Source organism: Spirulina sp. LEGE 11439, assembly GCF_059821285.1.
In genome coordinates, this window is the sequence record NZ_JCAMRX010000089.1 from 1 (window position 1) to 14,048 (window position 14,048).

Here is a 14,048-nt window from a genome sequence, read left to right on the forward strand (position 1 = left end):
TGGGTTGGATGCCCTTTTCTCAACTTAGTTTTACATACTAAGTTCGGTAGACCCTTTATTTCTGTCAATGTCCAATTTGGATTAGTTCCTATTTCTTGAGTTAAAGCGACGGAAGATTTTTGATAGAGAGATTTTTTTGCAGGAAATAAGTCATTGTGACCTATATTATTCTGTTGAGGATCCATAATTGTAAGGTTTCCAAGAGAATTTTTTAAAGGTTCGAGTGTACTCTCTTTATCAGAAATACGCGGATTACGCGGATATATATGCTCAATTGATGTACCTGCAAAATCATATACTCTACTTTTATCCATGCAGACAGGTTCACCATTTGCTCCTTCTTTATACCATTGATAATAATATTCGATAGTCATTAGAAAATACTTAAGAGGTTTATTGCTAGTACCAGCCTCCTGATATTTGAGCATTGTTAACGCATTTTTAAATGTTTGTTCCGGAACTTTTGATTGTATTAAGTGTTTAAGTTTTTCTCTTAAATCCTGAATATCGTAAAATTCAGGTTTCTGACGAATTTGAGTGGCTTCTTTTGAGTAAATATTTTTTAACGGAGTAATATGTTCATTACATATTAGTTTATATCTAAAAAATGTTTTTTCGATCATTTGAACTATCGCGGAAAATTTTTTGTGATCTAATTCGGATGCTGCAAGCAGTAATGGAATTGACAATGTATGACCGAGTTCAACTAAAAGAATATTTAAGCGAGTTCTATCCCAAGCAGTAATAGGTTGTTTCTCAGAATATAGCCATTGTCCTTCAACTAATTTTCGACATTTGATGATATGCTTTTGAATATTTTGCATTGTTTCTCTGATATTTTTCGCATCATCAGATGTTAAGTCATGTTCTCTGTGTTTTGGAAAAAACTTATCAAGAAACATATCAAACACAGCATTTTGTTTAGGCCTCTTGCCTTGAAAAGAATCATAAATCCAATTCAGATAGTTACTTGTATCAGAAGGAGGATCGGCAAGGATATCATCCCATAACTTTTCAACAATGCGTTGTTCTTGAGGATAATTTTCCAAAAGTTCCAAAGTTTTAGCCCTTAGTAAATCTCCATCTGTTAAATTCGTCCCTCTGTCATTTATCACTTGAAATAGTCTAAAAGCATCTTCTTTTGTATCGGCAACCATATGTAGTATGGTGAAATCATCATCTAAAATTTTTTGAATCACTTCTAAGTCATCAATTTTATTTTCAATCGTGCTTCCTCGCTCAATAATATCTTCCAAAGTCTTCTCAATTTTTCTGTATGCAGATAGGATTTTGTGATGTGAATCTCTTGATGGTTTAGTTTCATAACCACGAATTAAATCTCGGTAAAAATCATTGTCAGCTTTTGAAAGTCTTAAAACTTCAACAGATTCAACCTTTCTTTGAATTTCTTGTTCAAATTCGATAAACCTATTTAATAAATCGTTGTATCTCCTTTTTATTATTTTCTTGTTTTTATCATCTCCCGCTTGTTCAGCATCAGATTCTAATTTTTTATAATATTTAATCAAACAAGAGACCAATAGAGTAAATGTTGCTATTCTTTGCTGTCCATCAATAATTTCGTATCTATGTTTATCAAATGCCCCAGAAACAGAGTATTTTACACTAAGGACACCTCCAAAAAAGTGATTTGTATCTATTTCTTGTTTTTTCTTCTTAAAACAAGTTTTTAAATCCGTTATAAAGTCTAATACTGATTCTGCATCCCAAGCATAGGATCTTTGATATTTAGGAATAAAGAATGTAGATTGACTTTTGAAGAGAACTCCAACAGAAGTATATACTGGATCTATATTCATTTAATTCTTATGTACCTATTGATTGCTAATGTGATTATAGAGTGATTTAGAATTCTATCCAGCTAGGATACCACTCTAAAGACCTATCTCAGCTAATTTTTCAGAATGTTTAAATAATATACCACGAGAATGAATTCAACAAGGTTTCTCACTATCAGTTGATTCCTAGGAAAACAATACCTTTGACCTTCTTTGCTAAAGCTCATTCTAATAAAGTATTTTAATCCAGAAATAATTATTTAAAAATCTTTACAATAATTCAAGCAACAGCAAATTCAGTCAGTTTACGAATTTCCGGATCGTGGAACGCTAACACAATATCTTCTTTCGGAATGCCTTCCCTTAATAATTCATTAGCAATTCCTGCCTCAGTCCAATCTTCCTCAATATAAATTTTATCATTTTTAATGCGAATATGAACGGAATTTCCTTTAATTCTTTCCTCAGATGTCCATCCCACTTGAAACCATAAATATTGATTTCTTTCATCATCAAAAGCCAATAACATTTCTATATTTTCAGGTGATGCTGAAGAAAAAAGCTGATGGTATTGCGTCAAAATCTTTTTAATCGTAGAACGATAATGCTCTAGTTTATCCATTTGGTAATAGCCTCCTTTTCTGTATCTACAATAATCAATTTAAGTTGGTTTTCATCAACAATAATTTGAATTGTTTCATCAAAATTTTCCTTATACACAAGCTGACTTAACGCTAAATAAATTTGACGATCTGGTGCAGTTTTTTTGAGAAAATTGCGATAAATAATATACTGACCTACAGCCCGTTCCAGATCGTAAATAAATGATGGACTGACAAAACTTTTAACTTCTATAACTATTTTTTCATTTCCTTTTTGTGTAGATAATGTACGTTCAGCACCGAGATCGGCGACAAGTCTGAGTTTTTTTTAAATGATATAATAAGGATCGGCGGTAATTGTCCAGCCATCTTTAATTAAAGCATTTTTCACCGTATCATGGTAAATATCCTTGGCTGGCATTACTCTCCTTATACCCAAGAAAGTCAATCAATTAAGACCTAGCCCCATCATTATACTAAACAAAAGCCTTGCGATCGCTTAAGCAACAGCAAATTCAGTCCGTTTACGGGCTTCAGGATCGTGGAAAGCTAACACAATATCTTCTTTGGTTACACCTTTCCTTAATAATTCATTGGCAATTCCCTCCTCAGTCCAATCTTCCTCGATATAAATCTTCTCATTTTTAATGCGAACATAAACAGAAATTGTACTGACTCTTCTCCGATCTTTCCAGCCAATATTAAACCAAAGATATTGACTCCTTTGGTCATCAAACATCAACACCTCTTCAGGATGAGTGTGAGCAAGAAAGGTTCTATAAATCAGGTACTGACCCAATGCTGTCTCAAACTCGCGCATGGGAGAACGACCCAGAAAACTTTTAATTTCAATAACTATTTTGCGTTCTTCCCGGGTCGCAGAGATTGTTTTTTCTCTAGCAAGATCGGCAACTAATTTAATCTTTTCATATTTAATGGGATACGGATCGAAAGCGATCGTCCACCTATCTTTAATTAAAGCATTTTTCACCGCTTCATGGTAAACATCTTTTGCTGGCATTGTCCTCCTTTGTCATGATAGTAAATCGTTGAAAAATTGGCGATCGCTTAAGCAAAAGCAAACTCAGTCAGTTTACGAGTTTCCGGATCGTAAAAAGCTAACACAATATCTTCTTTCGATATGCCTTCCCGTAATAGTTCATTGGCAATCCCTTCCTCAGTCCAATCTTCCTCAATATAAATCTTCGCGTTTTTAATCCGAATATGAACCTGAATATTTCTTATTTTTTTCTTATCTTCCCAACCCATCAATAGCCAAAAATATTGATCGTGTATCTCATCAAAAATAAGACAACTCTCTCGCTCTAAATTGGCTGAACCTGAAACCCATTCATGATATTCTGTTAATATCTTCTTAATATAATTACGATATCCTTCTAATCGATCCATTGTAAAATATCCTCCTTTTCCATATCAACACCAATGTATTGAATGGGCGAGTCAATGAAGACTCACCCTAAAATTATACTACACCAAAGCCTCCTCTAACTTCGGCATTTCACTCTCGGGAACAACTCGTCCGAAATCCTCAAAATTTTCAATTTCATTGAAGTTCAGATAACGGTATAAATCACCCTTAAACGGATCGACTTTTTCCGCAACGATCGCTAAATACTCCTCAACTGTTGGAATTTTACCCAATAACGCACAGACCGCCGCTAATTCCGCCGAACCGAGATAGACTTGTGCGCCCTTACCCATGCGATTATTAAAGTTACGGGTCGAAGTCGAGAAGACTGTCGCACCATCCTCAACTCGTGCTTGGTTGCCCATACAGAGGGAACATCCCGGCATTTCTGTCCTTGCACCCGCAGCCGCAAAGATAGCATACATTCCTTCTTCTTTCAGTTGTTGTTCGTCCATACGAGTTGGAGGACAGACCCAAAGACGACCTTTTACCGTCCCTGCACCCTCTAATATCTTGGCAGCCGCGCGATAATGGCCGATATTGGTCATACAAGAGCCAATAAATACCTCATCCACCTTATCCCCAGCACATTCGCTCATTAACTTGACATTATCTGGATCATTGGGTGCTGCTACAATTGGCTCTTTAATTGCGCTTAAATTGACCTCAACCGTATCCACATATTCAGCATCCGCGTCCGCAGACATTAAACTGGGATTTTGCAACCATGCTTCCATCTTGGCAATACGACGCAAAAGGGTACGAGAGTCGGCATATCCCCGCGCAATCATATTTTTCATTAACACTACATTAGAGCGCAAATATTCGGCGACAGTTTCCTCGCTGAGTTTAATGGTACTCCCCGAACACGATCGCTCGGCGGTCGCATCGGTAAGCTCAAACGCTTGTTCTACTTTCAAGTCGGGTAAGCCTTCCATTTCCATGATGCGCCCGTTGAAAACATTGATTTTATTCTCTTTACCAACAGTTAATTTACCTTGCTGCATGGCAACCCAAGGAATCGCATTAACAATATCGCGCAGGGTGACACCGGGCTGTAATTCGCCAGTAAACTTGACTAAGACCGATTCGGGCATATCCAAAGGCATTGCCCCTAAAGCCGCCGCAAATGCGACTAAACCGGAGCCTGCGGGGAAGGAAATGCCCAAGGGGAAACGAGTATGAGAATCTCCTCCCGTCCCCACGGTATCCGGTAATAACATCCGGTTTAACCACGAGTGAATAATGCCATCTCCCGGACGCAGAGATATGCCTCCTCGCGTGGCAAAGAAATCGGGTAGATTTTTGTGAGTATCGATATCGACGGGCTTGGGATAAGCGGCGGTGTGACAGAAGGTTTGCAGAGTGAGATCGGCACTGAAACCCAAGCAGGCTAACTCTTTCAATTCGTCTCGCGTCATCGGTCCCGTGGTATCTTGAGATCCCACCGTGGTCATAATTGGTTCGCAGGAAGTCCCCGATCGCACTCCCAGCAACCCACAGGCTTTCCCCACCATTTTCTGTGCCAACGTAAAGCCTTTACCGGTATCTTCCGGCATCGTAGGACGAACAAAAAGCGTTGTCGGTTCTAATCCTATTGCCTCACGGGTTTTATCCGTCAATCCCCGTCCGATGAGAAGGGGAATGCGCCCTCCCGCGCGGACTTCATCGAGAAGGGTTTCGGGTTTGAGGGTAAAAGTAGAAATTACTTCTCCTGCTTCGTTGGTGACTTCGCCTTTGTAAGGATAAATAGTAATGACATCTCCGGTATTCATTTGCGTGACATCGCATTCGATGGGAAATGCCCCGGAATCTTCTCCGGTATTGAAGAAAATCGGCGCAATTTTTCCCCCTAAAATATAGCCTCCTGCTCGTTTATTGGGGATGAAGGGAATATCTTCACCGATACACCAAAGCAGGGAGTTCATTGCAGATTTACGCGAAGATCCCGTACCCACCACATCGCCAACATAGGCAACGGGATGCCCTTTTTGCTTTAACTCTGCAATGGTTTGCAATCCTTCTGGCATCAGCGACTCTAACATGGCGAGGGCATGCAGGGGAATATCTGGGCGAGTAGTGGCATGAGGGGCTGGGGAAAGGTCATCGGTGTTGGTTTCACCGGGGACTTTAAAGACAGTAACGGTAATGGTTTCGGGGACTTTCGACTTATTGATAAACCATGCTCCATTTGCCCAAGCATCGATGACTTGTTTGGCGTAGGGATTGGTCTCTGAGAGGTGCAAAACGTCGTTGAAGGCATCGAAGACCAATAGAGTTTTACTGAGGGCTGTCGCGGCTTCTGAGGCGAGGTTTTCGTCACGAGATTTCAGGAGGTCTACTAAAGATTGTACGTTATACCCCCCCACCATTGTCCCTAAGAGGTCGATCGCGCCTTGTTTGGAGATTAAAGGACATGCGATCTCTCCTTTAGCAATGCCCGTGAGAAATCCTGCTTTCACATAAGCAGCTTCATCGACACCGGGAGGGATGCGATCGCGCAATAACATTAAGAGTTCTTCTTTCTCTGCCTCGGGGGGATTTTTCAACATTTCGCAGAGTTCGGAGGTTTGCGCGGCATTCAATGGTAAGGGAGGAATGCCGAGCTTGGCTCTTTCTTCTGCGTGTTGGCGATACTCCTGTAGCATAGTGGTTCTCCTTAATTCCGGCTTGGGTTTACTATGATAATCTCTTGGGGGAATGCGTGACTGTTCCGAGGGAGTGAATGTGTTATACAATACTTTCCTTCAAGAGAGTCAATTCTCTGGATTTATCATTCGCGTTGTTATAAAAAATGTTATAGATAGGTTAATCTTTCGGTATGAATATCTTCAGTTTGTCGCTCTAAATTGGATTCAAGGATTTTACAGAAAAACTTGATTTCTACAATTTTGAACTCCATTAGGGATTTAATCAGCTTAGCAAAAAAACCGCCTACCTTATGATTTCGAGATTGAGCATAAGTGCAAACTCTTAATATAGTGTTAGTGAGTAAAGAATCTGTCCAGCGATACATTTGTTGATAGGTCAAATTTTCAAGATCGCTGGTGATAATTTGTTCGTGAACGTCATGAGATGGCCAAAATTGACTCATAAAATGTTCGTATTGTTGGCGCGTTTTTTGAGGAGATTTAAGGAAGCGATCTGCAAAACGAGCCGTATAAAGAGAAGTCGCCACCCCAGACCCCGTAGGAAACCAAACTTGGCTGTAAGTTCCGCCAGCTAACAGCCAATTTTCTCCCCCAGCACGTTCGTGTCGAAAATATTGATTCCGGACGGAAATAATTTCTGTTTCTTGACTGTAATCTTGGCGATAATCAATGCCCCTTCGTTTGTAGGCGCGATCGAGCAATGCGATCGCTTCTCGAGCCGATATATCGTATTTTTCTGCACTGATACTCATTCCCACGGAAACATAATTGCCTAAAGGAATACACCAAGCCATTCCTTCAATTCCATCTAAATTTTGGCATAATTTTAATAAATTGGTTGAGTGAGACCAAGATTCTGTTTTATCGCGGCGATCGGAACAGCAATATTGAGAATTTGGACAGTGATAATGAGTAAAAACAATTCTTTGTTGTTCGCTGAAAAAGTGACAAGGAATCTCTAGTTTTTTAGGAAGTAGTCTCACATGATTAGTTGCATCAAAAACAAAAGAAGGACAGATTTTTGAGCCATCATCGAGAACGATCTCTCTTATTTCATCGCGATCGCGATCGTAAACGATATCTGTCACTTTTCGCTCTAAAAATAGGCAATGTTCATTTTGGATTACGCTTTCAAATAGTGCGAGATCGAACCCAATGCGATCGACATGAAATAAATGTTTAAATGCCTTGAAACCTGTTAATTTAAAAAATGCAGCAAATATTGAATTCATGGAAGTATCCAGATCGCAGCGAGTGACTAGCTTTCCTGTATAAAAAACAATATTTTTCTTAGGAAAATAGTATTGACTGAATTCGGGAAATAATTCCTCTAGATCGAGACTTCCTTCGCCATTAATCGATTCTCCTAACTTGGGACGACTGGGATGAGGAGTTGTGCCGATCGCCAAATGTTTAATCTTCTTTTCACTCAAACTACGACTAATTGCCATGCCTGTAATTCCAGTTCCAATAATTACAGGCATTGATTCTCGTGCAAAAAGTTCTTGATACATGGATCGATTCTCCTGAAAATTGTTAAGAAACTCAGTTTTCTAGATTTATATTGAGTTGAAAGGAAGAACTCACAAATAACCTATTTTTTTACTTTAATATTGATTCAACAAAGAATAAATCCAGAGCCGCAAAACTAATAAAATGAAGATCGGTTTATAGACAATGAGATTACCATGAATAAAAGTGTAGTTTGTCGTATAAGACCAGACCTTCGTGACGCGATCGCCGTCGATCTGATAGCGAACGGGAACATCTCCCGAGGCAACAGTTTTCCCGTTTTTTGTTCCGTACCATCTCGCTAGAACTTCGACAACGTTATCTTTCACTGTCATCTGTTCTTCTCGCAGTTCCAAACCCTGCATTTTGCGATCGGCAATAAAGTGAAGAAAACGCACCCATCTGCACCACCAAATCAATCCGTCACCGGAAGGAAGATCGTCTCGATAGATTTCTAAATCTTCGGCGATATAGTTGGCGATCGATGACATTTCTTTTTGACGAGAAATAATGGCGAATATTTCTCTGATTATAGTTTTTTTGCTTTCCATTCGATCGATTTTTTATTATTTTTCTCAAACAAAAAATAACCGCAAAAGAACATGACAAGCAAGGCGGTAATGTTTTTGTTTTATTTCCAAGAAAAATCCTTAAACAAAATACATCTTACAGGATTTAAACTTGCTTTTTTTCTATAATTATTATAGTATAATATTGGAATAATTGCTACGATTTTCAAAAATAATTTATTGGCTCCCAAGAGATACGATACTGGGTTCATTTGCAAAAAAATTAGATAGGAGCAGAACAATTCTATGAGAGTTGGAATTTTAGATATTATCGTCTTGCCTTCTACATCATTGATGGATAGGATCTATCATGTCACGCTGAGCAAACAATTTGCCAGTATTGTTCCCCAAGTTATTTCTGTTTGGTGTCGCCAACTTGGTCACGAAACATTTTATGCGACGCATTACGGTGCTGGCGATGCCTTTCGACTTTTACCCGATAATTTAGATGTTGTTTTTTTTGCTTGTTGCAGTTTGGCAAGTCCTCTTGCTTATGCTTTAGCAAAATTCTATCGAAAAGCAGGTACGTTGACTGTGATTGGCGGACCTCATGCAGAAGCCTTTCCGGTAGACTGTCTGCGTTTTTTTGATTTGGTTATTGGGAATTGCGATAAATCTTTTATTGCCGATGTTGTAGACGGAAAATTTGAACGAGGACAATATCTTTCCGCTCCTCGATCTTTTGAGAACTGTCCCACCATTGAAGAACGAATGTCAGAAATTAAGGCCTCATCTTTTTTTCAAAAACGCTGGCCGAGTTTGATCACAATGGTGCCAATGTTAACCAGTCGAGGCTGTCCTTACACTTGCGATTTTTGTCGGGATTGGGATAATCCTTATCGCTTACTCTCAATGGAACGCCTTACAGCAGATATTCGCTATGTTTCTCAGTTTCATCCAAATTTCATTCTCGGTTTTAACGATCCTAATTTCGGCATCCAATTCGAGCGAGTTTTTCAAGTTTTAGAATCAATACCTCCTGAATTAAGAGTGCGTTATGGGATGGAATGTTCCTTAAGTATTCTCAATGAATCGAGATTGAAACGACTCCAAGAAACAAAATGTATTTTGACCATTCATGGTGTTGAATCTTGGCAAGACTACTCCACGAAAGCGGGAGTGAAGAATCAAGATGGGATTGAAAAAGTCAATCGCGTTGCAGAACAATTAAAACAAGTGTTTGAATACATCCCTTATATCCAAGTCGGCCTCATTTTTGGTTTAGATAGCGATCGCGGAGACGAACCGATTATCTTGAGCAAGCAATTCATTGAAAAAACCCCTTTTGCTTGGCCGGTATTTAATATTCCCATGCCGTTTGGTGGTACGCCAATGTTCGACGAATATATTGAGAACGATCGCATTCTCAAAGCGATGCCCTTTGCATTTTACTCTTTTCCTTATTTGGCATTTACCCCCAAGCATTATGACCCAATTACTTATTTTGAAAAACTCATCGAGCTTTCTCAATGTGTCTCGTCTCCGGAAATGTTAAAAAAACGCATTCAGAGTACCTCTAATTGGCGGATTAAGATATTTCATTGGTTGCGAACTCAAGGAGAAAAAGCGCATGAGAAGAAATATCACGAGATATTAGCGCAACTCAAAACAGATTCGCATTTTCTTGCCTTCCATGAAGGAAAATCTGAAACATTGCCTGATTTTTATCGCCGTCAATTGAAGGTGATGTTAGGTCGCTACGCGGAATTGATCTCTCTCGAAGAACTGCATCCTTGTTTGGAACAAAAAGCACCGCGAATTGTGGGAACTCCAGTTGAGGTGTCTTAAGTGCAAAACTAGATACATCTCAAAAATGTAAATCCACATTAGCCTTGGATTCAAATCCAAGGCTAAAAGCGAAAATCCATTCAAACGGGTTAGGATTGGAGGCTGCTTTAACTGGCTTTAGCTTTGAAGCCAAGAATTTGAATTTAGCTTCGCTATCGAATCGACTGATAGCCTTGCAGGACACCTTGAGGAGAGAAAACCATTTGCCAGACTTGAGAATGTCGCGCACCAAAAGATCCACCAATGGAACAGAGAAAATATTTCCACTTGCGATAAAAGTTCTCGCCGTATTTTTCTTTCAGTTTGGGCCAGTGGCGATCGAAGTTTTCCAGATAGGCCATAAAAGTTGGATGATAATGACGACCGATATTCTGCAAATCTTCTAAAACGAGTAACTCTTCTGTTGCTTTGCTAATTTGAGCAAGAGAGGGTAAATAACCATTAGGGAAAATATATTTCATCGCCCAATTTTCCCCAGACATATTGGTTTTTAGACTGCCAATGGTATGCAGCAAAAATAGGCCATCTTCTTTTAAACAACGCCGAGATATTTCCATGAAAGTACGAAAATTCTTTGCACCGACATGTTCAAACATGCCAATAGAAGCAATGCGATCGAATTTCTGTCCCTCAAACAGGCGATAATCCTGTAATAAGAACTTAATCGGCAATCCTTCGCACATTTCTTCACCGAGTTTAACTTGTTCTTTGGAAACAGTTAAACCCACGCAGGAAACGCCATATTTTTCAGCTGCATATTTAATTAAACTGCCCCAACCGCAACCGATATCTAAAAGCGTCATTCCTGGTTCGAGATGCAATTTACGGCAAACTAAATCGAGTTTGGCTTCTTGTGCTTCATCTAATGTTTTCGCATTGTCCCAATAAGCACAAGTGTAGGTCATGCGCGTATCTAGCATATATTGAAAGAGGTCATTGCCGAGATCGTAATGTTCTTCCCCAACTTGGAAACTTCTTGCTAAACTTTGTAGATTAGTAATTCCTGCGATCGCAGCTTCCCAGAGAGAACTCAGGTTTTTGGGGGCAATATCTTCATGAATATTTCCTCTCAAAATTCGTACAAAAAATTGGTCGAGTTGAGGACAGTCCCACCATCCTTCCATATAGGCTTCTCCTAAACCGAGAGAACCGTGTAAGAGAACGCGCAAATAAAGTCTTTCATTATGAACTTGGATATCCCAAGGACGAGAACCATCAATTTGAATATCAACTTTTTCCAAATGGGCTTGAATCGATTTTTTGAGTTTTTCATTAATGGTTTTTTCAAACCAATTCAAGGGCATGGGTTGCAAAGAGGATAAGTTTGATTGCATGAGTTATCTCCAAATGATGTGAATGTAATGTAGCGACCCGATAAAATTATCTACTATTGAATAGTAGGATTGCGCTCGCTTTCAATCTTTTTTACAATCTAGATTGCGATCTAGAGAAAATGAATTATCATTCCCAAATCGATTTATTTATCGACCCATATGAAAATAGATAGAACCGAGTATAAAGTGTACGATACTGACACCCAGTAGATTATAGGTTCGCCGATAAATCAGACCAAAGAAAATGCTGACCCCTAATGTCACTATCATTGATTCAAAACCATAGTTTGCGTGAACGAGTCCAAAGGCTAGAGCCGTAATCATTACAGAGATATAACCTTTACTATCCACGAGAAAGCGTTGGATTAAAGTTTGTACTGTCGCTCTAACAAATTGTTGGAAATAACTATGGATCAAATAAAATAGCGTTGTGACTGAAAAAGACATTGAGAGGAAACTAGGTAAAAAATTTTCCTCGGGTATAATTTGATGCAAGACTACGCACAAAACAAAAATACTGGCAACACCCACCATACTGAAAATCAATCCATCCAGTAAGGATTTTATGCAATTTTCTCTGATATCAAGTAGTTTTTTGAAAGGAACATCTACTTTGATAAATAATAAGATTGCAGGAATAAAACCGACAACAACGAGATAAATCCAGTGAAATAATGTTGACTCCGCTAGACCACGATCGGGAAACAGTTCTACCAACTCCTCTAGGGCAATTGCTAGAAAAAAGCCGAAAATGAGTAAAAATAAAAAGTGGCTTAGTTTGCCTCGTTCTTGCAAGTCTTCAACTTGCTTTTGCAAGGCTGTTGCGTGGCGATCGCTTAAGGTTTGGATATATCTGAGAGCTTGTTGGATAATAGTTGGGTTTAAGCGATCGAGAATTTCTTGATGCTGAGGAAGTTGTTCGATCAGTTTTTGTCTTGATAAACTATAGGCCGTAATTTCTGTCTTTGCTTTTACAGAAAAACGTTTGATATGAACGTCAGTAAAAGATATCTCGCCTAAAGTATTTCCGGCTGACATCTCTGAAAATTCGATCTCTGTTTGGGTATTGGGGTCAATTTTATAAACCCCTACTGTTCCGGATAAGAGAAAATAAATTTCATCTCGTTCTTCTCCTTCTCGAAAAAGAAATTCTCCGGGTTGATAGGTTTTTTGGTTGCAAAGACTCTCGATTTCCTTTAGCTGGGATTCGCTGAGTTTTTCGAGAACTTTAAATTGTTTGAGCATAATTGAAAATTTTTCAGAAACGCCTCCCGAGAATTCTCCTGTATTGATTCTTCTCTTGACGCTCTTTTGATTATAGATTGGACTTTCCAGAGCTTTAAATTCTTCGAGCATGATTAAGGCTTCTCCATAATCGATCTTTCGTCCGATGAACTTTTTATTGATTGATCTTTTCTCAATTGCCGAACCTATTTGTATGTTCAATATTAAAATAGGCTTTCTCAGAATGTCAATATAGAAAAAGTGATAAAAGTTGATAAAAGTTGATAAATTTTTGGTTTTGGACTGGAAAAGATAGCAGGATTATTTTACGCTAAAATAAAAAACTTTATTTATTGACTTAAATGAAAATAAATCAAACCGAGTATAAAATGGACGAGAGTAACGCCGAGTAAATTATAGGTTCGTTTGTAAATCAAACCAAAGAAAATACAGACAATTAATGTTACCATCATCGATTCAAATCCATAGTTAGCATGAACGATGCTAAAGGCTAAGGCAGTGAGTATCACAGCAATATAACCTTTGCGATCGAGTAAAAATCTTTGGACTAGAGTTTGTATTATTGCTCTCAAGAACTGTTGAATATAGCTATGAATGATATAAAATAGCGATGTTATCGAAAAAGACATTGTGAGAAAATTATCTAATAAATCTTTTTCTGGAAAGATAGGATTGAGTACAATACATACACCAAATATAATCCCAACTCCCAAACTACTGAAGATAATTCCATCGATTAAAGATTTTTTAAAATTGCCTTTGATACTGAGTACTTTTTTTAAAGGAATGTCAACTTTAAGAAATAGTAATATAGCAGGAATAAAACCCACAACAATAAGATAAATCCAGTTAAATAATGTTGTTTCAGCGATATTGCGATCGGGAATAAATTCGGTAAATTCCGCTAAGATAATTGCCAGAAAAAAGCCAAAAACAAGTAAGAATAAAAAATAGCCAGAGCGATTGCGTTCTTCGAGTTCTTCAATTTGCTTTTGCAATGTCATCACATGGCGATCGCTTAAAGAACGGAGATGCTCGTTAACTTGTTTCGTAATCGTTAGATATAATATAGCAATTCCCTAATTCATGAGGTACAGTAGCAGCAATGAGTGTACCAAT

Annotated in this window: 11 protein-coding genes and 1 pseudogene; 1 reads left to right on the forward strand and 11 read right to left on the reverse strand. The window is 38.4% G+C overall.

Features of this window, described 5'->3' with window-relative positions:
- The 8 genes and pseudogenes from AC6RV6_RS29175 to AC6RV6_RS29210 form a co-directional block, all read right to left on the reverse strand.
- Nucleotides 1–1,820: DUF262 domain-containing protein (locus tag AC6RV6_RS29175; RefSeq protein WP_500244387.1), on the reverse strand; the 1,820-nt coding region annotated here is incomplete at its 3' end.
- A gap of 259 nt (nt 1,821–2,079) precedes the next feature.
- Nucleotides 2,080–2,421 (reverse strand): XisI protein, encoded by a 342-nt coding sequence (locus tag AC6RV6_RS29180; RefSeq protein ID WP_500244388.1) that lies wholly within the window; start codon nt 2,419–2,421, stop codon nt 2,080–2,082.
- Nucleotides 2,409–2,822: pseudogene (locus AC6RV6_RS29185) on the reverse strand (element excision factor XisH family protein). The gene AC6RV6_RS29180 and the pseudogene AC6RV6_RS29185 overlap by 13 nt, the downstream one beginning before the upstream one ends.
- Before the next feature lie 78 nt (nt 2,823–2,900).
- Nucleotides 2,901–3,422 (reverse strand): element excision factor XisH family protein, encoded by a 522-nt coding sequence (locus AC6RV6_RS29190; RefSeq protein ID WP_500244389.1) that lies wholly within the window; start codon nt 3,420–3,422, stop codon nt 2,901–2,903.
- A 47-nt stretch (nt 3,423–3,469) separates the two neighbouring features.
- Nucleotides 3,470–3,811, reverse strand: a complete 342-nt coding sequence (locus tag AC6RV6_RS29195) for a XisI protein (protein ID WP_500244390.1) — start codon at nt 3,809–3,811, stop codon at nt 3,470–3,472.
- A 78-nt stretch (nt 3,812–3,889) separates the two neighbouring features.
- Nucleotides 3,890–6,478: a bifunctional aconitate hydratase 2/2-methylisocitrate dehydratase gene (acnB, locus tag AC6RV6_RS29200; RefSeq protein WP_500244391.1), complete on the reverse strand. Its 2,589-nt coding sequence runs from the start codon at nt 6,476–6,478 to the stop codon at nt 3,890–3,892.
- 149 nt (nt 6,479–6,627) lie between these two features.
- Nucleotides 6,628–7,995, reverse strand: coding sequence for an NAD(P)/FAD-dependent oxidoreductase (locus AC6RV6_RS29205; RefSeq protein ID WP_500244392.1), 1,368 nt, complete (start codon nt 7,993–7,995; stop codon nt 6,628–6,630).
- A 93-nt stretch (nt 7,996–8,088) separates the two neighbouring features.
- On the reverse strand, nt 8,089–8,544 hold the full coding sequence (locus AC6RV6_RS29210; protein WP_500244393.1) for a hypothetical protein: 456 nt from the start codon (nt 8,542–8,544) through the stop codon (nt 8,089–8,091).
- A gap of 264 nt (nt 8,545–8,808) precedes the next feature.
- Here AC6RV6_RS29210 and AC6RV6_RS29215 point away from each other — a divergent pair, with 264 nt between their 5' ends.
- Nucleotides 8,809–10,350 (forward strand): B12-binding domain-containing radical SAM protein, encoded by a 1,542-nt coding sequence (locus AC6RV6_RS29215; protein WP_500244394.1) that lies wholly within the window; start codon nt 8,809–8,811, stop codon nt 10,348–10,350.
- Nucleotides 10,351–10,502: 152 nt separating this feature from the next.
- Here the strand turns inward: AC6RV6_RS29215 and cfa are convergent, their stop codons facing one another.
- The 3 genes from cfa to AC6RV6_RS29230 all read right to left on the reverse strand — a co-directional run bounded on the left by cfa (nt 10,503) and on the right by AC6RV6_RS29230 (nt 13,933).
- Nucleotides 10,503–11,684, reverse strand: coding sequence for a cyclopropane fatty acyl phospholipid synthase (gene cfa, locus AC6RV6_RS29220; protein WP_500244395.1), 1,182 nt, complete (start codon nt 11,682–11,684; stop codon nt 10,503–10,505).
- A 147-nt stretch (nt 11,685–11,831) separates the two neighbouring features.
- The gene (locus tag AC6RV6_RS29225; RefSeq protein ID WP_500244396.1) at nt 11,832–13,040 is read right to left on the reverse strand and encodes a cyclic nucleotide-binding domain-containing protein; all 1,209 of its coding nucleotides are present in this window, start codon (nt 13,038–13,040) and stop codon (nt 11,832–11,834) included.
- Between the two features lie 218 nt (nt 13,041–13,258).
- On the reverse strand, nt 13,259–13,933 hold the full coding sequence (locus tag AC6RV6_RS29230; RefSeq protein WP_500244397.1) for a CPBP family glutamic-type intramembrane protease: 675 nt from the start codon (nt 13,931–13,933) through the stop codon (nt 13,259–13,261).
- Nucleotides 13,934–14,048: the final 115 nt, after the last annotated feature.